20 protein-coding genes are annotated in these 23,933 nt (G+C 48.3%); 3 read left to right on the forward strand and 17 right to left on the reverse strand.

Going from position 1 to position 23,933, the window contains the following annotated elements; genetic code table 11:
• Window positions 1-15: 15 nt before the first annotated feature.
• From DXT99_RS08835 to DXT99_RS08905, 15 genes are all read right to left on the reverse strand, one after another.
• Window positions 16-513, reverse strand: coding sequence for a KdsC family phosphatase (locus tag DXT99_RS08835; protein WP_115565179.1), 498 nt, complete (start codon window positions 511-513; stop codon window positions 16-18).
• A 172-nt stretch (window positions 514-685) separates the two neighbouring features.
• A complete protein-coding gene (iscX, locus tag DXT99_RS08840; protein ID WP_115565180.1) occupies window positions 686-928 on the reverse strand; it encodes a Fe-S cluster assembly protein IscX in 243 nt (80 codons plus the stop codon).
• 84 nt (window positions 929-1,012) lie between these two features.
• Complete coding sequence (locus tag DXT99_RS08845) at window positions 1,013-1,342, reverse strand: 2Fe-2S iron-sulfur cluster-binding protein (protein ID WP_115565285.1); 330 nt, start codon at window positions 1,340-1,342, stop codon at window positions 1,013-1,015.
• 107 nt (window positions 1,343-1,449) lie between these two features.
• Window positions 1,450-2,268 carry a Rossmann-like and DUF2520 domain-containing protein gene (locus DXT99_RS08850; RefSeq protein WP_115565181.1) on the reverse strand — a complete coding sequence of 273 codons (819 nt, stop codon included), beginning with the start codon at window positions 2,266-2,268 and terminating at the stop codon, window positions 1,450-1,452.
• A 99-nt stretch (window positions 2,269-2,367) separates the two neighbouring features.
• A complete protein-coding gene (gene ccsA, locus DXT99_RS08855) occupies window positions 2,368-4,977 on the reverse strand; it encodes a cytochrome c biogenesis protein CcsA (protein ID WP_115565182.1) in 2,610 nt (869 codons plus the stop codon).
• 101 nt (window positions 4,978-5,078) lie between these two features.
• The gene (locus DXT99_RS08860; RefSeq protein WP_115565183.1) at window positions 5,079-5,504 is read right to left on the reverse strand and encodes a cytochrome c maturation protein CcmE domain-containing protein; all 426 of its coding nucleotides are present in this window, start codon (window positions 5,502-5,504) and stop codon (window positions 5,079-5,081) included.
• 137 nt (window positions 5,505-5,641) lie between these two features.
• Window positions 5,642-5,914, reverse strand: a complete 273-nt coding sequence (locus DXT99_RS08865) for a CcmD family protein (RefSeq protein ID WP_246000593.1) — start codon at window positions 5,912-5,914, stop codon at window positions 5,642-5,644.
• Window positions 5,901-6,566 carry a cytochrome c biogenesis protein CcsA gene (gene ccsA / locus DXT99_RS08870; protein WP_115565184.1) on the reverse strand — a complete coding sequence of 222 codons (666 nt, stop codon included), beginning with the start codon at window positions 6,564-6,566 and terminating at the stop codon, window positions 5,901-5,903. The genes DXT99_RS08865 and ccsA (DXT99_RS08870) overlap by 14 nt, the downstream gene beginning before the upstream one ends.
• A gap of 116 nt (window positions 6,567-6,682) precedes the next feature.
• The gene (locus DXT99_RS08875; protein ID WP_115565287.1) at window positions 6,683-7,324 is read right to left on the reverse strand and encodes a heme exporter protein CcmB; all 642 of its coding nucleotides are present in this window, start codon (window positions 7,322-7,324) and stop codon (window positions 6,683-6,685) included.
• A gap of 242 nt (window positions 7,325-7,566) precedes the next feature.
• Window positions 7,567-8,244, reverse strand: a complete 678-nt coding sequence (gene phoU, locus DXT99_RS08880; protein WP_115565185.1) for a phosphate signaling complex protein PhoU — start codon at window positions 8,242-8,244, stop codon at window positions 7,567-7,569.
• A gap of 60 nt (window positions 8,245-8,304) precedes the next feature.
• Window positions 8,305-9,069: a phosphate ABC transporter ATP-binding protein PstB gene (pstB, locus tag DXT99_RS08885; protein ID WP_115565186.1), complete on the reverse strand. Its 765-nt coding sequence runs from the start codon at window positions 9,067-9,069 to the stop codon at window positions 8,305-8,307.
• Window positions 9,070-9,236: 167 nt separating this feature from the next.
• Window positions 9,237-10,094 carry a phosphate ABC transporter permease PstA gene (pstA, locus tag DXT99_RS08890; RefSeq protein ID WP_115565187.1) on the reverse strand — a complete coding sequence of 286 codons (858 nt, stop codon included), beginning with the start codon at window positions 10,092-10,094 and terminating at the stop codon, window positions 9,237-9,239.
• Window positions 10,087-10,962 (reverse strand): phosphate ABC transporter permease subunit PstC, encoded by an 876-nt coding sequence (pstC, locus tag DXT99_RS08895; protein WP_115565188.1) that lies wholly within the window; start codon window positions 10,960-10,962, stop codon window positions 10,087-10,089. The genes pstA and pstC overlap by 8 nt, the downstream gene beginning before the upstream one ends.
• A 73-nt stretch (window positions 10,963-11,035) precedes the next feature.
• Window positions 11,036-12,037 (reverse strand): PstS family phosphate ABC transporter substrate-binding protein, encoded by a 1,002-nt coding sequence (locus DXT99_RS08900; RefSeq protein WP_115565189.1) that lies wholly within the window; start codon window positions 12,035-12,037, stop codon window positions 11,036-11,038.
• 217 nt (window positions 12,038-12,254) lie between these two features.
• The gene (locus tag DXT99_RS08905; protein WP_115565190.1) at window positions 12,255-13,466 is read right to left on the reverse strand and encodes a porin; all 1,212 of its coding nucleotides are present in this window, start codon (window positions 13,464-13,466) and stop codon (window positions 12,255-12,257) included.
• 566 nt (window positions 13,467-14,032) lie between these two features.
• Between DXT99_RS08905 and DXT99_RS08910 the strand changes: the two genes are divergently transcribed.
• Both DXT99_RS08910 and DXT99_RS08915 read left to right on the forward strand, forming a co-directional pair.
• Entirely contained in the window at window positions 14,033-15,424 is a 1,392-nt protein-coding gene (locus tag DXT99_RS08910; protein WP_115565191.1) for a hypothetical protein, read from the forward strand.
• Between the two features lie 89 nt (window positions 15,425-15,513).
• Window positions 15,514-18,369: a TonB-dependent receptor gene (locus DXT99_RS08915; RefSeq protein ID WP_115565192.1), complete on the forward strand. Its 2,856-nt coding sequence runs from the start codon at window positions 15,514-15,516 to the stop codon at window positions 18,367-18,369.
• Window positions 18,370-18,790: 421 nt separating this feature from the next.
• Here the strand turns inward: DXT99_RS08915 and DXT99_RS08920 are convergent, their stop codons facing one another.
• Window positions 18,791-19,723, reverse strand: a complete 933-nt coding sequence (locus tag DXT99_RS08920) for a leucine-rich repeat domain-containing protein (protein ID WP_115565193.1) — start codon at window positions 19,721-19,723, stop codon at window positions 18,791-18,793.
• Window positions 19,724-19,904: 181 nt separating this feature from the next.
• Entirely contained in the window at window positions 19,905-21,572 is a 1,668-nt protein-coding gene (locus DXT99_RS08925; protein WP_115565194.1) for an alkaline phosphatase PhoX, read from the reverse strand.
• 314 nt (window positions 21,573-21,886) lie between these two features.
• Between DXT99_RS08925 and DXT99_RS08930 the strand changes: the two genes are divergently transcribed.
• Window positions 21,887-23,842, forward strand: a complete 1,956-nt coding sequence (locus DXT99_RS08930; protein WP_181885072.1) for a cytochrome-c peroxidase — start codon at window positions 21,887-21,889, stop codon at window positions 23,840-23,842.
• Window positions 23,843-23,933 lie beyond the last annotated feature (91 nt).

The raw sequence follows: 23,933 nt of genomic DNA on the forward strand, positions 1-23,933 counted from the left end.
GATCAGCGGTATTACTTACCAGGTATCCTGCGCTTTCATGATCTTCTCGATCAGTTCCCGCACAGCACCACGGCCTCCTTTTCTAGTAGAAATAAACGTGCTGATCTCTTTGATATCGTCAGCGGCATCGGCCGGGCAGGCGCGCAGGCCACAGCGTTGCATCACCTCAAAGTCCGGCATGTCGTCGCCCATATAGGCTACGGTGGCCGGATGGATGCCCTGCATGTAAACGTAGTTCTCGTAGGTTTCTACCTTTTCCTCTACGCCCATAAAAATATCCTCAATGCTTAACTGTTCAAGTCGCTTGCGTACGCCCGGTTCGTTTTTACCTGTTATGATAGCCACGCGATATCCCTGCTGTATCGCGTGTTTAATGGCAAAGCCATCTTTAATGTTGAAGGCGCGCACCTGCTCCCCGTCTGCAAAGCAGTACAGCAGGCCGTCTGTCAGGACACCATCCACATCAAAAATAAAGGTGTTGATGCGGGTAAGATCTGTTTGAGTAATGGACATGGTTAGATAAAAGACAAAGGTTTAATAGATATTAGCATTAGCCACGGCACTACCAAAACTGTTAAAGTGGATCGTGGATGCTTTTAAAAAAGAAAAAAGGTCCTTCTATTCAGAAGAACCTTTAAAAGTATCAAAATATAATGTGTTTAGCCTATCTGGCTGTTGAAAAAGCTTAGTCCTGGTTGTCGCGCCACTCGTATACCCAGGCGGCCTGTATCTGCTCCAGGTGGCCTTCGTTAGCCTGCTCGCGCGTGCCTTCAAAGTTTGGCAAAGACAGTACCCAGTCCAGTAACTCTGTGAAGCGGATGCGGTAGATTTTTGATTCTGTGAAATCATCACCGAATTTCTCGTACAACGCCATGGCAATGTCTTCGTAATCGTTCCAGTGTATTGGTGGCTCGTAGCTCTTATTCATATCTTTTCATTTATCAATTATCAATTAACATTTATCAGCTTACTATATATGAAGAGACCTGATAAATGACCAATGTTAAACGTTTTAGTGTCCCAGGAAATCCTGTTCCGGAATGGTGATTACAACGTCTTCGTTGCCTTGTACCACGCATTGGCAGCCCAAACGGGAATTAATGCGCGGGTCCACAGCACGATCAATATAGTCTTCCTCCTTATCAGAAATCTCCGGCAGATCATCCATGCCAGCCTCTACGTACACATGGCAGGTACTGCAGCCGCACACACCGCCGCAGTTGTGTTGTAGTTTTATATCATTGTTCAAGGCTACATCCAGTACCGATTCTCCCTCCACAGCAGGATGGGTTGCATCTGGCGAACCGTCAGCAAACTTAAAGGTTATATTTACAACTTTCATTTCTTCTATCTCTGTTTTGAAGGTGCAATTTACAAAGGCCATCAGCCGAATCAAAACAGGCGGCTGATGTTGACCATGTTACTTAAACCAGAGAAAGCCCATTTTGGTTAGCCCTGATTTGCCTTGGCGTCTCCGTTAGGTGCCTGCGTCTGTATACTTCGTGAAAGCTGTTGGTACAGCAATGCATATCCTGGGTGCTGCTGCAGCAGTTGCAGGTGTGCCTGCAATACGTTTTCGTCGCCTCGTATGGCAGGGCCTGTCTGCACCGCGAAAGGGTTCTGCTGAGCAGCTTTTGCCACAGTTTCCTCTATGAGGGGCTGAAGCAACTGCTCTGGCAGGTTTGCCTCTTGCAGTATTTGTTGGCTGATGCCCAGCAGGTGATTGGTGAAGTTGCAGGCGAAGACTGCCGCCAGATGCAGCTGCTTTCTGGCCTCAGATGATACCGTATGCACCTGGCTGCTGATACTTCTTGCCAAAGCCTCTATTTGCTGCAGTGTGTCCTCATCCCAGGCCTCTACCAGCAGCGGCACCTGTGCCAAGTCAAGGGATTTGCTTTTAGAGAATGTCTGCAAGGGGTAAAACACACCTGTACGCGCTCCTTCTATGGACTGCAACAGCGTGAGCGGCTGTGAGCCGGAGGTATGCACTACCAGGGTGCCGGGAGCTACTTTTAAAGCGGCGGCTACCTCAGCAAGGGCAGCATCCGGAACAGAGATAAAGACTACATCCAGTGTGAGGTCCTTAAAATCAGGCGTGGCGATGGGCTGCGCCTGTGGCAGTTTGCTGGCTAAGGCCTCGCGGGAAGTGCGGCTGCGGCTGTAAACTGCCTTTATTTCGTGCCCGGCGGCGGCGAGTGCCTGTGCCAGGTGCCAGGCCACGTTGCCTGCGCCCACAAAAGCGATGCGCTTCTTTTGAATTAATTTCATACACCGACAAAATTAGAAGGTATTCTGCATACAACCCACGCTAAAATCAAAAAGCCTTTGCTATGGGCAAAGGCTTTTTGAATGATGACAGAGGCAGGATTAAGCTGCCTGTACTTTTCTTTTTGGTTTTGGCGTGCTGGCTGGCTTTTTGTTGCTGCCGCCTCCTTCTTTGTTGCGTCGCACAATGGCCATCACAAATCCTATACTCATGATCAGCGTACCTATCCAGAGGATGTTTACGAACGGCTTCTCCATTGCTTTCAGGATGATATAGTCTTTTTGCGTGGCGTTCACACCAATCTTGAAACGGTTGTTTTCCGTGTCAATGTTCATAAAGGTGATGCGAAGGCCAAGGTCAGCAATTTCTTCCGGCACGCGGCCCATCATCTGGTCTTTAATCATCAGGACAGGGTGCGCATGGTAATCCTTGCGCTCGCCCATAATTTTCATGTCTGCCTGCACGGCCACATCGCCTTGAGCCAATTCCACACCAGGCACCTTTTCAATACGCTCGATACCGTTAAATACTGCTACATAGTCGTTCAGGATGATGGTATCGCCGGCGGCTACGTCAAACTCCTGCAGTTCGCCCCAGTCCTTTTCTTCGTTCGGGTCCGGAACAGAGGAGACGTGTGAGTACAGGTCTTTGTCTGCGAAATGTTTGATATCCGGAGAAGCCAGTAAGCCCATATTCGGGTTCACCTGCGCACGCGGGTACAGGGTAAACTCCTTGTCGCCTTCACGCTCTTTGTACTGCACCTGATAGTAGGTGTTTTCCGGTGATTCCAACTCTAAAGTATCCCCTGTCTGGAAGTATACCTTGTCGCCTACTTTGATGACACCGCGGGCAATGGCTTTGTACTCATCTGATGTCGGGAAAAGCAATTCGCGGTCTACATATTCGGGTACGCCTTTTACCTCCTGATACTGGCCGTGGTAGCTCACCGTATACTTGTCCATCTCAACAGGAGCATTGCGCCACAATAGCACGTTATCGCGGTTAATGTCGTCCGGGAACTCACGAGAGTAAACCATACCGGATGTATTCTGCGAGATGATGTTAGAGTAGCCGGATGAGAACAGGATACCAATCAGCATCAGGGCAATACCTATGTGCGATACGGCACCACCTGAAAGTGTTACTTTGCGGTGGAGCAGGTTCAGGATAATGCTCAGGTTAGCGAACACAGCAAAAAGCGCCGCCACCAGAAGTGTAATATAAACCGGGTTATCGATTGTCTCAGACAGCATGCCCATCTTCGACAGTACGATGATAAGGCTGGCGAAAAGGAGCGTCAGCATACCTGGTAGTGTGATGGCATCCAAGAACGTTTTCTTCGTGTTTTCGCCTTTGTTCCACCACAGCAACTGGCCAATACCAGACAGAATAGCAATGCCCACACCAGCCCAGAGCTGGAATTTGGTGTAGTGCTCAATCTGGTCAGCAGGCAGGGCTGCATTCGATTCGATACCGATAAAGCCTAAGAAGGAATTGTACACCGGGATAGAAGTGGTTACCAATACCTGGAAACCAGCAAGGCAAAGCACGGCAGCTCCGATAAATACCCAGAATTCACCATTATAGGTCGATAGTTCTTTCTCTGTTGTCGGGATGCTCTTCCATCTATACACCAGCAGGGCAAGAGCCATTACAGCAAAGGCCGCCAGGTAAGCGAACAGCTGGCCAGACAAGCCAAGGTCTGTGAAGGAGTGCACAGAGGCATTTCCCAGGATACCGCTTCTTGTCAGGAAAGTAGCATACAGAATCAGGATAAAGGAAGCGATAACGAGGATGTACGATGCTTTAAGGCCTTGCTTGCCACGGCGGTAAGCCACCATGGTATGGATAGCGCCTATCAGCACCAGCCACGGGATATACACGGCATTTTCTACAGGGTCCCAGTTCCAGTAGCCACCAAAGTTCAGGGTTTCGTAAGCCCAGTAAGCACCCATCATGGTACCTATACCTAAGATAACGCCGGCAAAAAGTGCCCATGGCAGCGCAGGCTTCACCCACTCCGTAAATTTACCTTTCCAAAGACCGGCCATCGCAAACGCAAATGGCACCAGTGTCGCGGCAAAACCGAGGAACAGCGTCGGCGGGTGAATCACCATCCAGTAGTTCTGGAGCAGCGGGTTTAGGCCAGTACCATCCTGCGGCACAAAGTTAGGGTCCATGGCGAACACCGGGGCATCCGTCATAAAGTCACGCATCAGGATAAAAGGAGAGGAGCCTATCTTCAGGTCACCAATCACAATACCTAATATCATGGAAGTCAGGAAGAGCTGCACAAACGAGAACATCGCCATCACAGGAGCTTCCCATACTTTGTTTTTCTTGCCCGCGTTAATCAGCACCACGCCCAGCGCTACGTGCCAGAAGATCCAGAGCAGGAATGAGCCCTCCTGGCCTTCCCAGAAGCAGGAAATCATGTAATGCACCGGCAGGTGATTGGAAGAGTGGCTCCAGGCGTAATAGTACTCGTAGCGGTGCTCGTAAATAATGTTGAACAAGCTGAAGACAACTAACAGCACAGCTGCACCATGTACATAAAATGCACCACGGGCCAGGTTGCGCCAGCTGTTGTCTCCGGTAGCCTCTGCTTTGGAGCGCGAAGCCATAAAATATGCGTAAGAGGACACAATGGCCGCCACAAAAGCCACAATCACACTTGCATGGCCAATATCCCCAATCAGCGTATTTATCATCTTGAAAAGTTAGAAAGTTAGAGAGTTAAAAAGTTAGAGAGTTGTCAAGTAGGAGAGCCTTCACTTTTTAACTCTCTAACTTTCTAACTCTTTAACTTCGTTTACAAGCTTGCTGTATTTTGCTGTATTTCTTTTTCCACGTACTTAGACGGGCACTTGAGCAGGATCTTGTCTGCCACAAACACGTTATTTTGCATGTTTCCCGTAATCACCACCTGCTCTGAACGCTCAAAATCCTGTGGCTTTGGGTTATAGTACACCACTTGCTGCTCTACGCGGTTGGTGTCTACCAGCGTAAAGGAGAAGTAGTTGGGGTCTAGCAATGGGTCGTAATTCATGCCCACGATGTGGCCCTTTGCATCTTTTTTCAGGCGGCCCACAACGTGTACCTTTGTAGCGTTGCCTTCCTCGGCACGCTCAATAGCCTCTCCGAATGATACATAAGTACTGGCATCGCCTGCAGAAGACATGATAATGCCAATGGCAAGAGCGATGACTACAATCCCGATGATGTGTGACTTCTTCATCTGTATATGAAATAATATTTGTTCTTATTCCGATTCCTAACACGCCTCAGGTAAATATAAATCCATAGCGGCAGGCTAATTTTTACATGATTGATATCAGCTTTTCTCTGGCCTCAAGCTGTATAGCCAGTTTGCTGTTAACGGTTAACCAAGTCATCTTTCAGCTGCGCTTCCAGCTTTCCTACCTTTCGGTCTAAGGAGATAAGGTACAGTATCATGCCCACTAACACCGTGAGCAGTACGGCCACCACTACGTAAATTTTTCCGTCCTGGCGAAGAACGTCGGCCATTTCCACTTCCGGCTCAGCTACCACCGTTGTCGTGGCTTCTGCCTGGGCCTGCACTTGCTGGATGCCTGCTGTGGTGCATAGCATAAAGCACCATACTGCCAGTATTCTAAACAGTTTCATATAGTCGTTGTCTGAGTAATTCTAATCTTGATTTCACATTCACAATCCAGACGCCCAGCAGTGTCCAGCCCAGAACGGCAGGGTAAAACACCATGCGCAGGCTGCTGTCCATGTCGTATGTGTTAAAGCCCGGGTTGCCGCCGTTGCCGGGGTGCAGCGAGTCTGTCATGCGCGGCAGGATAAACAGCAGGGGGATAAGGGCCGCAAAGGCAAAGATGTTGTACACGGCACTGATGCGGGCTCTTTGCTGCTGCTCATTAAAAGAACTGCGCAGCACGAGGTATGCGAAATAAATAAGCAGGCCAATAGCCGAGGCATTCTGCTTCGGATCGCTGCTCCAGTATTCGCCCCACGTAAACCTGGCCCACTCCATACCGGTGATAATGCCCAGCACACCGAACAGGATACCTACTTTGGCTGCTTCAGCGGCAATGATATCATTTTTTATGGTGGGCTTTTTCAGATATTTGATAGAGTAGGCAAAGGAGATGAGCAGGATCAGGATCATCCCAAACCACATCGGCACGTGAAAGTACAGGTTCCGGATGGTCTCGTTCAGGATAGCCAGGCGAGGCACCTCCGATAGCATACCAGCCACTACGGTAAACACCAATAGTAACACGGCCAGTATTTTCCACCAATTCTTCTTCATTCTTCTATTTTTAACAGAGCGCACGCCGCTCTTTTTACTTGTAACATTTTTCAGCCGTTTTCGTCACCAAATGCGCCTAAAAAAATGCTTTTTTTGCTCTGGCATAAGCTAAAACCCTACGAACGCCAAAGGTACGGGAACAAAATGTAAGAAACAGTGACGACGATCATGTTTATGGCGAGCAGGGTAAGCAGTTCGTCGAGGCTGAGGCTACGGTCAAGACCGTCCAAGGCGTTTTTTGACATTTTGATGAGCATCAGCAGCATCGGCACGATAACGGGAAAGCTGAGCACAGCCATGAGCGTACTGCTGTTGGCGGCCTTGGAGGCAATACCCGAAATCATGGTAAGGGAGGTGGAGAAACCAATAGCTCCTAACAGAAGCGAGAGCAGGAACATCGGCACATCCTGCACCGGGTTGCCCAGCACCAAGGCATAAAACAGGAAACACATCAGGGCCAGCACCAGCATCAGCAGGGTGTTATATACTATTTTGGCCAGTATAACGCCCTGCGGGCTCACAATGGAGTAGAAGTAGAGCAGTCGCCCCCGGTTCTCCTGCATAAAGCTCTTGGCAATGGCGTTTACTGACGTAAACAGCAGGATAATCCACAACACTGCATTCCAGACAGGCACCACCAGCACGTTAGAGCGCAACCCGAAGCTGAGGTAGCAGACAAACACTACGCTGCCGACATACAGCAGCATGCCATTGAAAGCGTACTTTTGCCGCCACTCCAGCACTAAATCCTTCTGAATTAAGTATAAAATCTCTTTAAACAGCACTGCTTCTCAGTTTTACCGCAAAGGTAAGGCACAATTTACTCCGAAGGTAGCTTTGGGGTGGTTATTGTGTGGTAGATGGTTAAATGGCTGTAAAATGAACAAGCTGTTCAGGTCTCCATTCAAAGAAAAAGCACGAGCCATAACGGCCCGTGCTCTGCATGTTTTTTAGTACTGCTGATCCCAACAATCAACAATCTAACCATTCAACAATTAAGTTAATCCTTCTTCTTTTTCTTGTCCTGCTTGTGCTTTACCACTTTGGCTTCGCGGTAGAAGATAATTTCTTCTGCGATGTTGGTGACCTGGTCGCCTACGCGCTCTACCTTTTTGATGATAGACAGGACTGCCAGCGCCTCAGAAATCTTTTCCGGGTTATCCGCCATAAATTTTGTCACGATAGTGTCTGATTTGCGGTAGATCTTGTCTAAGGCTCTGTCCCGCTTGATCAGCGTTTTTGCCAGCACAGGATCATTTGTTTTGAAAGCGACACGGCAATCTGCAAACATGGCGATTGCCTCCTCATACATGGGCACCACCTTGGTCATCTCCAGCAGCGGTTCACTTACAGGCGCATCCAGTTTTTTTACGAAGCGTGCGATACCCTCTGCTGTGTCGCCAATACGCTCGAGGTTGGCGTTTATTTTAAGCACCGCCAGTACCATGCGCAGGTCAACGGCTACGGGTGTAAACAGAGCAAAGAAGTTCTCGCACATGCGGTCAATCTTCACATCGAATTGGTTTACTTTTCTGTCGCGCTTAATAATTTGCTTTGCCAGTTCCTGGTCGGCCTGCAGCATGGCATCGTGCCCGCTTTGCAGCTGGTACTCCACCAGGTCCCACATTTCCAGCAGCTTCGTTTTAAGTTTTTCTAATTCTACATCTATATGAGGCATCGTAATCTAAATTAGTATGGGTGAGAATATATAAGGAAACGTTATAAGGAGGCAAATAGCTTATCCGAAACGCCCGGTTATATAATTTTGTGTGCGGTTGTCCTGCGGACTCGTGAACATTGTCTTGGTTTTAGAAAACTCCACCAGTTCCCCCATATAAAAGAAAGCAGTATGATCGCTCACACGGCCCGCCTGCTGCATGTTGTGCGTTACAATAACGATAGTATACTCGCTCTTCAACTCATAGATCAACTCCTCTATTTTAGCAGTAGAAAGCGGGTCGAGGGCAGAGGCAGGTTCATCCATCAGCAGCACGGAAGGCGAAATGGCCAGTGCGCGGGCAATGCACAGCCTTTGCTGCTGCCCACCTGATAATGCCAGTGCTGATTGGTTGAGCTTGTCTTTCACCTCTTCCCAGAGTGCAGACCGTCGCAGCGACTTCTCTGCCGCTTCCTCTAAAACACTCTTGTTTTTGATGCCCTGTATTTTGAGGCCATACACCACATTCTCAAAAATGCTCTTCGGGAAAGGGTTTGGCTTCTGGAACACCATACCTACTTCTTTCCGCAACTCATCCACACGCACGTCCTTTGCATAGATGTCTCTGCCGTCCAGCAGAATATCTCCTTCTGTCCGGAAGCCGTCGATGTAGTCGTTCATGCGGTTAAAGGTGCGCAAGAACGTAGACTTGCCACAGCCGGATGGGCCAATGAAGGCAGTCACATTTTTTTCTTCCATGGCAATATTGATGCTCTTAAGGGCATGGAAGTCGCCGTAGTAGGCATTCAGCTCTTTTGCTTCAAGCTTCGTTGTTTTTTTATTCATAAATGAAGAGAATCGATAAAAGACATAAGGCACAGGCGTGCTGTTACTGTTGATCTAAAACACTGTACATTCTTTACCTCCACTGGCGTTATCTGCTATTAGTATAACGTGCTGAAGGTAGAAAAATTAGTCTTGTGTCCTGATTCTTATCCTGCTGATCCTTATTGTTACCACTTGATTTTCTTTTGCTGTCTGTTGCGTAAGTATACGGCAATTCCGTTCAGCAAAAAGGTAATTGCTAACAAAACTATAATGGCTCCTGCTGCATTCGTCAAAAATGCCTCCTGTGGTCTGGAGGTCCAGTTAAAGATCTGGATCGGGAGCACAGTAAACTCATCAAGCGGTGTGGCTGGCGTAAAAGGCACATAAGCCAGGGCACCAATAACGATAAGCGGAGCAGCCTCGCCCACAGCCCTTGAAAGTGATAGGATGATGCCTGTCAGGATGCCGCCAAAAGATGCCGGCAGCACCTGGTTCCAGACAGTTTGCCACTTGGAGGCGCCCAGGGCAAAAGAACCATCGCGCACGCTGCGGGGCACCGCTTTGATTGCCTCACGAGTGGTTACAATGATAATGGGGAGGATCAGGAGCGACAAGGTAAGCGCACCTGCCAGGAGGCTGCCGCCCAGGCGCATCTGGCGCACGAATACCTCCAGGCCCAGCAAACCATAGATAATGGAAGGCACCCCTGCTAAGTTTGCAATATTAATTTCCAGAAAGTTCGTCCACCTGTTCTTCCTGCTGTACTCTTCCAGGTAAATGCCGGCACCCACACCTAAGGGGAAGGCGATAATGGCAGTCAGCACCAGTATCCAGAGAGTGCCAGCCCAGGCCGTTAATATACCGGCGCGGCTCGCCCTGCGCGAGGGCAGGCTGGTCAGGAAGTCCCAGTCGATGCGGGAAAAGCCTTCTATGGCGATATCAAAGAGGAAAACTGCGAGTATAACCAGCCCGATGAACGTACAGAAGACACCGAAAACCTGAAATGCTTTGTCTTTGAGCCTGTTCTTTTCTGAATTAGTCATACTTTTCCTGATATTTCTTTTTTATCCAGAAGCTGATATTGTTCAGCGCAAACGTGAAAATGAAAAGGGTGATACCGGCGGCAAAGATGGTGCGGTACTCCAGGGAGCCATGGGGCACGTCGCCTAAACTCACCTGCACAATATAAGTCGTGATGGTCTCAATAGGCACCAGCGGGTTTAGCGTAAGGCGCGGCTGCTGGCCTGCGGCGATGGCCACAATCATGGTTTCGCCTACTGCCCGGGAGATGCCCAGTATAACAGATACCACAATGCCCGAAGAGGCCGCAGGCACCATCACGCCAAATGCAGTCTGCAGGCGGGTGGAGCCCATGCCATAGGCAGCTTCCCGCAGGGAGCGCGGTACGGCACTAATGGCATCTTCACTGAGCGAGGAAATCATTGGGATGATCATAATGCCCATCACAATACCTGCCGACAAGGCATTGAAACCAGCCAGACCAGGTATAAAGCCCTGTAAAAAAGGTGTGACTACTGTGAGGGCAAAGAAGCCATACACTACTGTTGGGATGGTAGCCAGCACCTCCAGCATCGGCTTTATCACCTGTTTAAACCCGGCATGTGCATACTCATTTAAGTAAACAGCGATGGTCAGGCCAAGGGGTAAGGCTACGGCAATGGCAATAAATGTGGTGAGCAGAGTGCCTGCCACCAAAGGCATGATGCCAAACTTTTTATCGGCAAACAGGGGTGTCCACTCCTTCTCGGTCAGGAACCGGACAATGGATACTTCACTGAAGAAGGCAATAGACTCCGAGAGCAATACCCAGATAATGCCTATCGTGATAAGGATTGTGATTACCGCTGATAACCACAACAAGCCCTCGATTATTTTTTCAGATACTCTCAAGGCGCTGCCTGTTTATTTGTAAGCATGCGTACAGCAAAAAGGCTTTGCCGTACGCATGCTATCCTATTGTCTGTTACTGTTGCTGGGTAGTAGCATTTGCGCCTGAGCTGAATTGCTCGAACTTCTGCTTCTGCTCCTCATATATTTCGGCTGGCATCGGGATATAACCTACCTCCTCGCCAAGCTCTGCCGCGTTGTCGAGGTAAAAGTTAACGAACTCTACTACTTCTGGTCTGCTAGCTGCTCTGGAATTAACATAGATATAGAGCGGGCGGGAAAGGGGTGCATAAGAGCCGTCTTTTACTGTTTCAAGAGAGGGCAGGATGGCACCCTGTCCGTTGCTGTCGTTCTCGTCGTTTACCGGCACGGCTTTCAGCTTGTCTTGGTTCTCATCATAGTAAGCGTACCCGAAAAAGCCAAGGGCATATGGGTCAGTAGAAACGCCCTGCACCAGTACGTTGTCGTCTTCGCTGGCCGTATAATCACCGCGGCTGGCGTGGCTTTCGCCTACAATGGCTTCTGTAAAGTAGTCGTAAGTACCAGACTCTACACCGGCACCGTACAGGTGAATCTCCTGGTCAGGCCACTCCGGACGAATCTGGTTCCATCTGGTGATAGTGCCTTGAGCGGCAGGTTCCCATATTTTCTTCAGTTCTGCTACGGTGATGTCGTTTACCCAATCGTTCTCCGGGTGCACCACTACTGTTAAGCCGTCGTAGGCTACAGGCAGCTCTACAAAAGTAATGTTGTTCTCTGCCGCAAGCTGCTTCTCAGAATCGTTCATGGTGCGCGAAGCATCCACAATGTCAATTTCGCCGCGGGAGAACTTCTTCATGCCGCCGCCTGTGCCTGATACACCCACAGTCACTCTCACGTTAGGTGCCTCTTCACGGAAATCCTCCGCTACAGCCTCTGTGATGGGGTATACGGTAGAGGAGCCGTCTATCTGGATATTACCTGAAAGGTCGCTGTTGGCACCTTCGGTTGTGCTGCCGCCACAGGCGCTGAAGAGCAGAGTGCCTCCTAAAAGAAGGGCTGCGTTTATTTTGAAATAGTTAAGCCTAAGATTCAACATACAATAAGATGTTATGGGTTGGTTGGTTTTAGATGGTCTTGAATATATCAATATTACTTTACTGCGGCTATACTATAATGTATATGAAGTAGTTGTGTGCCGTGGCAGTAGAGCCGTTCAGTCTTTGTTATCAGGCGATTTTGAGTATGCAAAGTTGTGCTACAAGCAGGCAATCTGCACCTTGTCGTGTATTAAGTAATTGTTAAGTTTTATGAACTTACAGCGAGATTTCCATCTGCATCCTGAACATGTAGGCATCCTCGCGGCGCTCCTGCTGCAGCAGTGTTACATCGCTCTGTACCTTTAGGCTGTGCCCCACAATATACTTCGATATACCTACTGTGTATTGATCCTGTGCTCTTCGGCCTAGTATAGGTGTAGGGTTATAGTTGCTGTAGCGGCCTGCAATTTCCCAGTTGGTTTTAAAGAGGTATCCTGCCTGCAGGTTCAGGCCGTTGCCTGTGGTAAAAGCTTCTTCTATGTTTCCCTCTGCGTCTCTTCGTACCACAGGGCCTGGTGTTTCCTGGTTTGTTGAGCTGCTAAAAGCTTCTTTATTGGCATATTCGCCCATAAAAGAAAAGCCTCTGTACTTAAACATAGCGTCCACAAACACAGTGCTCAGGTCCCGCTGCTCGCTTAAGAAGTCACCCAACTGGCCGCCTTCACGGGAGGCATTGTCGTTATAATCATAGGTGGCGGCTACAGACAGCTTCGGTGTTTGCTCTCTGAGCAGGTCACTGTTAAAATAGTCCCCGTTGCCTTTAAACTCACCGAAGGGCAATACCTCTACACGTGCGGTATAATCGTAGCCACCAATATTGGTTACCGTGATGTTACGGCCTTCCCCCATTGATATAGCGCCGATTTCGCGCAGCACCACCTGGCCTACCCGGTGCACATGGTGCAGCTGTAAACCTGCGTCCCGGTCAAGGGTGAAGCGTGCGTTCAGCAGGCTTCGGTCTACAAACTGCAGGTTTTGGGAGGAGATAACACGCTCCCGGTTGCCCGGCAGCTTTGTCTGGCCTGCCCACAGGTACAGGTTAGGTGCGAAATTCCATTTGGCCACGGCGTCCAGCACAATGTTATCGGCATTGTTAGACTGCAACCGCGTGTCGTGCCCAATATCCCGGTTACTGAGGGCAAGCTCTATTTTGTATACAAACGTTGGAGAGAAAGCGAAACCATCAAATTTGAGGCGGAATCTACGGGTCGTGAAGTTATCGTCCCACTCATTTGTAGAGGGGTTGGTAACACCCTGGTACAGCGTCTGAAATCTTGTGCTGAACTTCAAGCTGAAGGAAGAATCTACGGCAATCACATTGAGGCCTTTACCCCAGCTGCTTTTTATCGGGCTTTGGCTGTAGGCGTTGCTGCTCCATAGCAGGAGCATAAGGAGCACTAAAGCAGCTCCTTTGATTTTGTAATGCATTTCTATTTTGGTCTGGGTGAGAAAACTAAACCTTTATCATAAAGCCGAACTGCCGCACTTATATATAATGCTGGCAAGCTCAAAGTGGTCTAAAAGTTTAAAGCACTACAGTTAGTCAGACTGTAGCTGTGCCTTCTCCTAAATCACGCTGCAAAATAACAGCTTTACTGTTACTCGCATATTATCCCAATGTTATGCTAATGTTAAGAATATCAGAAGCTGTTCTTATGTGTTAGTTAATTCAATTTACTAAATATCAGTGAGTTACCTGTTGATTTGTAACATAATATTGGAAGTGTTACAGAAGAACCAAGCAATTTAATATTTAGGTAATGCACGGGTAAAGCAGTGTTAATATTAAAGTAAAGCTCTCTTAACATACCTCCGCCATACTTAACGGTATCGTAACCCCGCCTTAAAATTGCCTTAAAGTAGCCGTTCTACCTTTGTGACAGAAATCAGAAGGAGGAAGCCTGAGCTTAATCCTGCATCAGTGCTTAGCCTTGATTAAGGCCCTGAGTGGTTTCGGTATAAATGAAGTCACTAACAACTAAACTCAAAATAATATGAAAGTAACAAGTAAATTTTTGCTTGCGCTGTTGCTAACTGGTTCTGTGTGCACCTTTACATCATGTGATGACGATGATAATGGTGGGCCAGTAATAGTAGATCCGGTAGGAGAGGAGATTGTTATAACAGAAAGCGCTGCCGGTACAGGTACTGTCACCTGGACGGCGAACAACACTTACATCCTGGATGGCTTTGTGTTTGTAAACGATGGTCAGACACTTACTATTGAGCCAGGTACAGTTATCAAAGCCAAACCAGGTGAAGGTGAGAACGCAAGCGCGCTGATTGTAGCACGTGGCGGTAAAATTATGGCACAGGGCACTGCTGAGAAGCCAATTATCTTTACGGCACTGGAGGATGATGTAACAAGAATTGATGACATGCCGCTTGATGCTACTGGTAGATGGGGTGGCGTTATCATACTCGGAAAGGCTACTATAAACAGACCAGGTGGCGAAGGAGCTATCGAAGGTATCCCTACTGAAGAGACAAGAGGTACCTATGGCGGTACAAACGATACAGATAACTCAGGCATATTCAAATATGTGTCTATCCGGCATGCTGGTACAGTTATCGGTTCCAATAACGAAATCAACGGCCTGACAATGGGTGGTGTTGGTTCTGGTACTACTATAGAGTATGTAGAAGTTTATTCGAACCAGGATGACGGATTTGAGTGGTTCGGTGGTACTGTAAACACCAAATACCTTGTGTCTGCTTTCAACGATGACGACCAGTTTGACTATGACCAAGGCTGGAGAGGCAACAATCAGTTCTGGTTTGGTATCTACCGCGAAGGTGCTGGTGGAACAGGTGGTGAGTTTGACGGTGGTTCTAACCCGGATGATGCGGAGCCTTTCTCTATCCCTGTAATCTCTAATGCTACCATTATTGGTGGTAACTCCCTGGATGGCCAGAACGCTGTGATGCTGGTAGATAATGCCGGAGGTAAAATCTACAACAGTGTTTTCGCTGACTTTAGAGGAGGTATTGTGGTAGAAGACCTGAGTGACGAAAACGTAGGAGACAGCCGCCAGAGATTAGAGGAAGGCGACCTTATGTTCAGAAACAACATCTTTACGAACGTTGCTGATAACACATTCGAAGGAATAGCCGCAGTTACTCCTAACCAGGGCTTTCTGGTGGATTACCTCAACGCCAGCGAGAACAGCAACAGGGTAACAGCGGATCCTGTGTTGGCAAACATCAGCAGACAGAACAATGGAACACTGAACCCACTCGCAGCGTCTGGTAGCGCGGCTCTTTCCGGAGCCTCCATGCCTGAAGGCAGCTTCTTTACAAACGTGGACTACGTTGGCGCATTCGACAACGCCAATAACTGGATGAAAGGCTGGACATACATCGACCAGCTCGGTTACCTGCAATAACATAAAATCCGGTTCTGGCTACCCCGACTATAGGTAGTCAGAACCGGATTTATTTCCCTGGATTTTCTCACCAATCTTAATTTATTTACATGTTACGTAAAATTACGAGCCTAATAGGCTTATTAAGTCTTACCGTATCCTTTGCATTTGCGCAAAGCGGCGTTATCAGAGGTCAACTCACAAGTAGCGAGACTGGCGAAGAGTTGATAGGGGCTACCATCGTGATAAAAAGTACCTCCAACGGTACAGCTACTGACCTGGATGGTAAATTTAATCTGACAAACATTCAGCCTGGCACCTATGAGCTGCAGGCATCCTACATCTCCTATGAGCCTAAAACGGTAACAGGTGTTGTAGTAAAAGAAAATGAAGTAACAGTTCTCAACATTCAGCTGGGATCTGCTACCACCAAACTAAAAGAAGTTGTGATTGAGGGTAGAGCCATCAGAAGCTCTGAAAATACCCTGCGCAACACGCAGCGGAAAGCCGCCGTGGTAATGGACGGTGTGTCGGCGGAGCAGTTCTCCAGAAGCGGAGACAGCGATGCAGCTTCAGCCCTTACACGTGTAACGGGCATTTCCCTGGAAGGCAGCAAGTACGTGTATGTGCGTGGCCTGGGCGACCGCTATGTTAAAACCGCCCTTAACGGCGCTGAAATTCCTGGCCTTGACCCAAACAGGAACACCGTGCAGATGGACCTCTTCCCGTCTAACCTGCTGGACAACCTGATGGTGTCCAAAACATTCACGCCTGATATGCCGGGCAGCTTCTCCGGTGGTTTTGTAAACATCACCACAAAAGATTTCCCGGACAGATACACACTGCAGTTTTCAACATCTGTTGGCTATAACGATCAGGCTACTTTCAACAGCAGGTTCCTGAACTCCAACAAAGGTGAAACAGACTGGCTTGGTTTTGACGATGGTACCAGAGCTGTGCCGGATGTGATAGATTATCCAATCCCGTACGAGAGTTATTCTAACAGGCAGCATGCTGAGCAAATAGACGAAGCAACGAATGCTTTTAACACAGAGATGAGTCCCAAAAGAATGACAGCTCCTGTCAACCATGCCCACTCTTTCTCTTTAGGCAACCAGACAGAGGTGTTCGGCCGCCAGTTTGGCTATGTGATGGGGCTTTCTTACCAAAGAAACTACTCATACTACGATAACGGCACCTTCGGCCTGTGGGAACTGAACAGCATTGGTGCTAATAGCTTAAACAACAACAGCCTGTACAAAGATGAGAGGGGTGTTGAAGAGGTATCGCTTGGTTTCTTATCTAACTTCGCTTACAAACTCAACAGCAACAATAAATTATCCCTGAACCTGATTAGAAACCAGAGCGGTAGCAACTCCAGCAGATACCTGTTTGGTACATACCCAGGCACCTCGGGAGTGAGCGACGACAGAGCTATTTTTGAGTCCAGAGCACTACAATATACACAACGTGCCTTATCCAGCGCCCAGCTAAAAGGAGATCATGTGCTGCCTGGTCTGAAAAACAGCAAAGTTGACTGGTTAACCTCTTTCACGCTATCGCAGCAGGATGAGCCGGATCTACGCTTCTTTGCCAACGACTACTTTGTGAACGGCACAGACACTACTTACAGAATACAGCCTGCTGCCTATACGTTGCCGTCACGTTTCTTCAGAGATCTGGATGAGACAAACCTGGATGTGAAAGTGAACATTGAAACTCCGTTCACCATCTGGAATGGCCTGGAGGCAAAAACAAAATTTGGAGCTGCAGCGCTTCGTAAAGACAGAAAGTTCAGGGAGAACATCTACCGTTACAGATTTAACGAAGGTTATGGCTACAACGGTAACATCAACGACTTCTTCGCTCCTGGAAACCTTGGTATTGTGGCCCGCCCGCAAGACCCTGAAAGCGGTGGCTTGTATCGCTATGGTGTTTATCTGCAGGATGGCTCACAACGCACGAACAACTACGACGGCCAGGAATCAATTTACGCAGGATATGGAATGATTGATCTTCCGCTTACAGAGAAGCTAAGGTTAGTAACTGGTGCACGTGTGGAGGCAACGGATATATATGTTGAAAGCTTTAACAAATCGCTTGAACCAGGTGTACTGAAGCAGGTAGATGTGCTGCCGTCTGTTAATGCTACTTATAGCCTGACAGAAAAGATGAACCTGAGAGGAGGCTACTCCAGAACACTGGCAAGACCAAACTTCAGAGAGATTGCACCTTATACTTCATTTGACTTTGTAGGAGAGCCTGCCTTTACGGGTAACGCGAACCTGGAGAGAACCACCATCGACAACTTCGACACGAGATGGGAGTGGTATCCTAATCTTGGTGAGTATGTAAGTGTGAGTGCATTCTACAAGAACTTCCAGAACCCGATAGAGCGCACCATCAACACACTGGCGCAGAACAATGAGATCTTTATCCAGAATGTGGACAATGCGAAAGTATACGGGTTAGAATTTGAGGCAAACAAGCGCCTGTCGTTTATCTCTTCCAGTCTCAATAATTTTATCGTGAGCTCCAACCTGTCCCTGATAAAGTCAGAGGTAAGCATCAAACCACAGGAACTCGCATTTATTCGTGCTGTGAGGCCGGATGCAGGTGACACAAGACCCCTGTTTGGCCAATCGCCTTTTGTAGCCAACGCCAGCCTGACGTACCATAACGATTCGCTGGGACTAATCGCGACAGCAAACTATAACGTATTTGGCGACAGAATTTCCGCTATCTCACTTGGTGGTACGCCAAATATCTACGAGCGCTCAAGACCAGTGGCGAGCATCGTGATTTCTAAAAGCCTGGGTGACTCATTTACAGCAAAAGTATCCGCTGATAATATCTTCAACCCTGATTTTGTGAACAGCCACGAGTATAACGGTGACGAGTATATCTACTCATCATACAAGCAAGGCAGAACCTTCTCTGTTGGAGTGACCTACCGGATAGATTAATCAAAAAATTGGTTGTACATGTATGGGTGAGAAACATCGTTACAATCATGAGTAGAGCGGCTTAGTCTCCCGCTCTGCGAAAAGCCCGCCAGTACGGCGGGCTTTTTTAGTTTACACTCAGCAAGTGATGGCATATTATAGCGCCCGGGGCAAATGCGTGGCAGCTCCAGTGCAGAAGTTAAATAGCAACAGGATTGTGTATGAACCACTGTTCTTTTGACCATCATCTGACAGGATGCTTACTGGAAACCTCTGCTTCACTGTTTCACTCAGGGCTCAGTTTACCGCCTTTCTGTCCACCAGTTCCAGGGTGGTGGCAGACAAAGCCGGGACTCCTCTGGCCTGATATAGGTGAAGTTCGATGCTCCATTTCTGTACCGGCATCTCTGCATAGAAGTCCCTTTCAGGGTAAATTTTCCCTTTAAAAAATAACGCTGGCCAAAGGCAGGGCCTTTCTTATTCTTTCCTGCTCTGCTTCCGGAATGTTGTTCCCGACTAGTAACAAAGTACGCAGGCGCTTCATCTTTCCGAGCGCTGCCGGCAGGTGGGTAAGCTGGTTATAACTCAGGTCGAGCAGCTCCAGGTTATCCAGTTGCGTCAGTTCCTCCGGCACAGCCTTCAGTTGATTGTGCCCCAGCAAAAGACTTTGCAGGGATGTTGCCTTGCCTATCTGCTTGGGCAGTGATGTGAGCTGGTTGAAATCTAAGGCCAGACTTTTGAGCGCCTTCAGTTGAAAGAGCGCCTGAGGCACCTCCCGCAGTTGGTTCTGCGACAGTGACAGATCGCTTAACTTCCTGGTTTTTCCTATTTCAGATGGTAGCATCTCTAAATGGTTATAACTTAAGTTGAGTGTGTGGAGCGCACGCATGCGTCGAATCTGGGGTGAAATGGTCCTTATCTTATTCCCGTTGAGGTGCAGGACCTGTAGCTGCTGTAAGTTTCCGAAGCCGGCATGCAGTTCGGTAAAATGATTGTGGCTGAAATCTGCCTCCTGTAGTGCCTCCAGGGTATAAAAGGAAGCCGGCAACTCCCGGAGTTCGTTCTCGCTGAAAATGACTTCCTGTAGATGCTGCAGTCTGCTGATTTCAGGAGAAATGTCAGTAATCTTGTTTTTCATGGCATTGATGAACTGCAGGTTTACCAGTTCACACAGTTCTGAGGGAAAGCTATAGTAGGTTTGCTGCCGGATGTTCAGGCGGTATACATCCTCTTTTTGCTGCAATGCCTCGGGTACATTATCATATACTTTGGCAGATGCCAGTTCCTGCTGCGCTAACGGCCTTGCCTGGGCACTGACTTTAAGGGGTTGCCAGATGGCCATCATCATAAACCCGGTAATGATTATTCTTTTCATTTAATGATAGTTCTGTTTTGCTACGCTGTATTTTTTAATATATATGGGAGTCCCTGTATTTCTGAATCTTACTCTCGCTTCTAACCGCTTTTGCTAAAGTACCCGAGAGTTAAACCGGAGTAAAAAGGAAAAGGCTATGGGCACAAAACCCATAGCCTTGGTATAATATCTGTTCAATTGGTTACTCATTCACCTGGATAATCCGTGTGGTTGACTTATGGTTGTTCACCTGCATACGCACCAGGTATATCGTGCTGCCAGATGATGGAGAAGGGCTGAAATCATACGTGTATTCTCCTGCTTTGAGGTTGCCGTTATACAAGGTTGCCACCTTCTGGCCTTGCATATCCAGTACTTCGACACTTACCAGACCCTGTTCAGGCACCTCTACCCTTACTTTGGTAACTGCCTGGAACGGGTTAGGGTAAACCTCTACCATGTTCGCTGGCACCAGAGCAGTTGCATTGCGGTTCTCCTTACCTAGAAACTGTTTGCGGGCAAAAACAAAGGTAATGTCCCTGTTAAACTGTACCTCAGTACCTGCAGCATCTGTAAAGGTGGCCAGGTTAGACTGCCTCGGGTGCTGAATAGAAACAAAGCCATACTTAAAATCAGGGGAGAAGGTAAGGCCGGTAGACTCTGATCCGAAAGGAGTTGTCAGGAACAGCTCTAACTTCGGGTTCTCAGGCGTATGGTCCGGGCGGACTACCCAAAGGTTGTTGCGGCCGCCATCCTGCAGCGCCCACAGGTTGCCATCCCCATCAAAGGTAAGGTTGTCAATACCGGTTCCCCAGTTTTCAGTCTGGGTACCGCCGTTGTACTTCACTTCAAACAGCTGCGGCGTTACCCATGCCTCAATCTCTGATACGGTCATACCATCGTCCTTAAAGCGCCAGATAGTGCCTGTTCCTTTGGATGTGAAGTACATCTTGCCATCCGGGCCAAACTCAATGTCTTCCGGGTTTCTCCAGTTGGTGCCACCTACAGCAGGAGCCAGGCTTCTCGTGCTATTACGGTCTGCCTTTGTAGCGTTCGGAACCACCACCCAACTGCCGGTAGCTGCCGCCTCGCTGTCGCGCTTCAATACATATAGTGTTCCTTCAGACAAGTTACCCGGTGTGTTGGCAACAAACTTAAATACACCGCTCGAGCCGCCGTCTTCAGCCTGGTAAACAGTTACCCTGTCGGCACCTATAGCAATATTCTCATGGTTCATGCGGCCCATTGCCCAAAGCTTGTCAGGTTTGCCGTCGCCGTCATAGTCAACAATCTTGCCTGTTTCCGGGTCTATTTCTACCTGCCAGCCCACGTCCTGGTAACCATCGCCATTGGCATCACCTGTATTGTAGGTTTCTTCTGATGTGATTAACGTGCCCCAGGGTGTAATACCGCCGGAGCAATTGCGTACAGTCTGTACCAAAGGAGAAAAATCTACTTTTCTTACTCCTTCAACTTCCCAAAGATTGGTTGCTTCATTCAGACGCATATCCAGAATAGAAATTCCGCCAGGGCTATTTTCATGGTTGATGGTTAAGTACCCTTTCTTGCTGCTGCCTTCAATGGGAATAAAAGCAGTGAAATCGTTATTGCCCGGTATCGTTCCTGTGCTACCATCGGTATAGCTGGTGAACCCCGTCTTTGCCAGCTGCTGGATGGCATGTGTTTCTGTAGGGAACGTAATGGTCTCAGACTGACCGATAGGCTGTACAGAGGTAAAGCTGCCTATCTTGTTTTTGTTTGGGGAGCCACTGCCTGCGGAAGTTACCGATTGCGCGGCTGTTTCCTGAAAAGTAACAGCTGCACCAGAGATAATAGCTGCCATAAGAAGCCTTTTGTAGAACTTGTCCATAGTTGTTGTAATGGTTTATGAGTTAAATTTCCAATGCCCAAAACAACTGTATTAAGTTTACTCTATGGTTAGTTAAAGTTTATCGAATCATCATGAAAACAATGTTCCTGTTAAGGTGATGTTATGGAGGTTGATTTATGAGTCAAGTATCAAATATCTGTCATGTTTGATACTTAAGATTCTACTGTTTGTTAACTATAGGATAACCTATACATAAAGCATTGATAATAGTTGGTTGATTACTTTGTAGTAATGTTCAAATAGAATTTCTATTCATGATCTGCAAAAACAATATCATCCATAAGAGAAATCTGATGTCAGTGTTGCTACTGATGAGCGTGTGCCTGTTCTCAGGTGTTGTACTGACTTCATTCAAGGCCGAAACTGCCACTACTAACAGAGTAGCCGGCACCGTCCAGGAAAGCTTGATACAGGATATGGCTGTATTGAAGCAGCAGTCGCAGTACCTGACAGAAACGCTGGAGTCATCAGATCAGGAGCAGGTTGCTGTTGAGCAGCTGCAGGGCGCTTTCTATGAGGTAAAGCAGGCGTATAAGAAAGTGGAATACCTGGTAGAGTACCTGGACCCGGAACTGGCAAAGAAAATCAATGGGGCTCCACTGCCAAAGGTTCTAATTGAGGAGGCAAATTACCAAACGCTTCAATTTCAGAAACCCAGTGTCAGAACCTTTCTGCCGGAGGGGTTGCAGGTACTGGAGGAACTGCTCTTTTCAGAGGAGGTTAATCAGGACATGAGGAAAGACGCTATTGTGCTGTCTTACTCCCTTCAGGAAGCAATATCGCTGGTGGCAAACAGTTTGCACCATCAGCCACTAACAGATAAGCAAATCCTTGAAAGCCTGCGCGAAGAACTGATACGAGTTACGACCCTGGGCATTACCGGCTTTGATGCACCTGCTGGCGGACGAGAAATAGAGTACGCCACAATAGCACTACAGCCAGTGCTAAATGCTTCGCAACAGTACGCAAGAACTACAAGCGGCAAGGCAAAAGCCCATAGCAGCAAAGCCGTACATCAACTGCAGCAGGCTGTTCTATACCTGCAGCAGCATTCGGATTTTGAGACCTTCGACAGGTTATACTATATAAGAGAGCTGGCAGACCCGGCTTACGCGGCACTTACAGCATTGCAGCAGGAGTTGCTGCCAACAGTTGCTTCCGTCTCCAAGCCGGTAAACGACCATGCCAACAGCCTTTTTAGTGCTGATTTTCTACAGGCGGCTTATTTTGCCAAACAAGACCGAAAGGAGCAGAAGCCTGAGCTAATAGAGCTGGGCAAGGTTCTTTTCTTTGATCCGGTGCTGTCGGCTAACAGCGAGCGTTCCTGTGCCAGTTGCCATGTTCCTTCCAAAGCCTTTACCGATGGCCAGGTCCGCAGCGTAGCTTTCGATTTTAATGGAACTGTACAGCGTAACTCGCCAACCCTGCTGAACGCTGTTTTCAGCAATGCTTACTTCTGGGACAGCCGCGCAGTATACCTGCAGGACCAGGTGCCGGATGTACTGGTAAAGTCAGATGAGCTGCACGGCAACTACGAAGAAGTTGTGCAAAAACTACAGCAAAGCACTGCCTACAGGAAGCATTTTAAGCGGGCGTTTGCAGATGAGCCGGACAATAGCTTAAATACAAATACGATTAATCGGGCCATTGCTGCCTATGTGCAAAGCCTGGTGGCGCTCAACTCTCCTTTCGACCGCTACATGCGCCGCGAAACAGAACAGCTAAATGCTTCTGCAAAGCGCGGCTTTAATCTATTTATGGGAAAAGCGGCCTGCGGGACCTGCCATTTTGCCCCCACTTTCAACGGTACGGTGCCACCGCGCTACCTGGAAAGCGAGACGGAAGTGCTGGGGGTGACAGTTTCTGCTGATTTTGCACACGCCAAACTCGACGAGGACCCTGGTCGTGCAGGTGTGGTTCCGGCGGATGCCTGGCAACATTCGTTTAAAACACCTACTGTACGGAATGCGGGGCTCACAGCACCCTATATGCATAACGGTGCCTTTGCAACACTGGCAGAAGTGGTAGAATTCTATGATGCAGGTGGGGGAGCCGGTCTGGGGCTTGATGTGCCAAACCAGACCTTGCCCGACAGCCCCCTTAACCTGACAGCACAGGAAAAGGAAGATCTTATTTCTTTTATGGAGTCTTTAACGGATACTGCTTCTGTTTTTTTAGCTCCGGAACGGCTTCCGCAGTTTCCAAAAAACACAGGCCTGCATGATCGGCCTATCGGTGGGCGGTACTAATCAGATAATTTACTTACCACGCCTTTGCAATATGATGCCTTGTGCCATAGATAAAGGTTTATGATTCAGGAGCGTAAAGAACCATATTCTC

The organism is Pontibacter diazotrophicus (assembly GCF_003367245.1).
GTDB classification, from domain to species: domain Bacteria; phylum Bacteroidota; class Bacteroidia; order Cytophagales; family Hymenobacteraceae; genus Pontibacter; species Pontibacter diazotrophicus.

Bases quoted from the DNA above. Each gene is read 5' to 3' on its own strand.
- DXT99_RS08835 (WP_115565179.1), bottom strand. From the start codon at position 513: ATGTCCATTACTCAAACAGATCTTACCCGCATCAACACCTTTATTTTT.
- iscX (WP_115565180.1), bottom strand. From the start codon at position 928: ATGAATAAGAGCTACGAGCCACCAATACACTGGAACGATTACGAAGAC.
- DXT99_RS08845 (WP_115565285.1), bottom strand. From the start codon at position 1,342: ATGAAAGTTGTAAATATAACCTTTAAGTTTGCTGACGGTTCGCCAGAT.
- DXT99_RS08850 (WP_115565181.1), bottom strand. From the start codon at position 2,268: ATGAAATTAATTCAAAAGAAGCGCATCGCTTTTGTGGGCGCAGGCAAC.
- ccsA (WP_115565182.1), bottom strand. From the start codon at position 4,977: ATGATAAATACGCTGATTGGGGATATTGGCCATGCAAGTGTGATTGTG.
- DXT99_RS08860 (WP_115565183.1), bottom strand. From the start codon at position 5,504: ATGAAGAAGTCACACATCATCGGGATTGTAGTCATCGCTCTTGCCATT.
- DXT99_RS08865 (WP_246000593.1), bottom strand. From the start codon at position 5,914: ATGAAACTGTTTAGAATACTGGCAGTATGGTGCTTTATGCTATGCACC.
- ccsA (WP_115565184.1), bottom strand. From the start codon at position 6,566: ATGAAGAAGAATTGGTGGAAAATACTGGCCGTGTTACTATTGGTGTTT.
- phoU (WP_115565185.1), bottom strand. From the start codon at position 8,244: ATGCCTCATATAGATGTAGAATTAGAAAAACTTAAAACGAAGCTGCTG.
- pstB (WP_115565186.1), bottom strand. From the start codon at position 9,069: ATGAATAAAAAAACAACGAAGCTTGAAGCAAAAGAGCTGAATGCCTAC.
- pstA (WP_115565187.1), bottom strand. From the start codon at position 10,094: ATGACTAATTCAGAAAAGAACAGGCTCAAAGACAAAGCATTTCAGGTT.
- DXT99_RS08900 (WP_115565189.1), bottom strand. From the start codon at position 12,037: ATGTTGAATCTTAGGCTTAACTATTTCAAAATAAACGCAGCCCTTCTT.
- DXT99_RS08905 (WP_115565190.1), bottom strand. From the start codon at position 13,466: ATGCATTACAAAATCAAAGGAGCTGCTTTAGTGCTCCTTATGCTCCTG.
- DXT99_RS08910 (WP_115565191.1), top strand. From the start codon at position 14,033: ATGAAAGTAACAAGTAAATTTTTGCTTGCGCTGTTGCTAACTGGTTCT.
- DXT99_RS08915 (WP_115565192.1), top strand. From the start codon at position 15,514: ATGTTACGTAAAATTACGAGCCTAATAGGCTTATTAAGTCTTACCGTA.
- DXT99_RS08920 (WP_115565193.1), bottom strand. From the start codon at position 19,723: ATGAAAAGAATAATCATTACCGGGTTTATGATGATGGCCATCTGGCAA.
- DXT99_RS08925 (WP_115565194.1), bottom strand. From the start codon at position 21,572: ATGGACAAGTTCTACAAAAGGCTTCTTATGGCAGCTATTATCTCTGGT.
- DXT99_RS08930 (WP_181885072.1), top strand. From the start codon at position 21,887: ATGTCAGTGTTGCTACTGATGAGCGTGTGCCTGTTCTCAGGTGTTGTA.